General features: G+C 58.3%; 1 pseudogene. It reads left to right on the top strand.

Annotated elements, in window-relative coordinates:
* Positions 1-68: 68 nt before the first annotated feature.
* Positions 69-559, top strand: a pseudogene (locus tag CSR02_RS08935) (DEAD/DEAH box helicase family protein); the annotation flags it as partial.

The raw sequence follows: 559 nt of genomic DNA on the forward strand, positions 1-559 counted from the left end.
CTTTTGTGCAAAACAGACTTTTTCATAATCTAACCCGATGTACAACCCTTCTGTGAGATTTCCGCGTCGAGGACTGGGCCTCCCGCCCGCTGCATGTCTCGGATCAGGACCGGCTGCTGATTGGTCTGCTCTCGCCCGAGCGCCTGCTGGACATGACGCGATACTTCACGCTGGTCGACCGCAAGGCCGGCAAGATCGTCGCCCGCTATCAGCAGGTCTTTGGCATCAAGCGCCTTTTGGAGCGCATCAAGTCCCGCCGCAGCGATGGCGGGCGTGAAGGTGGCGTGGTCTGGCACACCACGGGGTCTGGCAAGTCCTTTACCATGGTGTTCCTCAGTCGCGCCCTCATTCTGGATGACGACCTCAAGCAATGTCGCATCATTGTCGTGACAGACCGCAAGGATCTGGAACGCCAACTCAGTAATACCTTCTCCACAGGAGGTGAACTGGCGGACAAGAAGGACAAGGAAGAAGCGCTGGCCACCTCAGGCCGCCGTCTGGCGCAGCAGATCGGGCACGGGCAGGAACGCATCATCTTCTCGCTCATCAACAAGTTCCA

Origin of the sequence: Acetobacter pomorum (assembly GCF_002738225.1) — a bacterium.
Classification (GTDB): Bacteria; Pseudomonadota; Alphaproteobacteria; order Acetobacterales; family Acetobacteraceae; genus Acetobacter; species Acetobacter pomorum.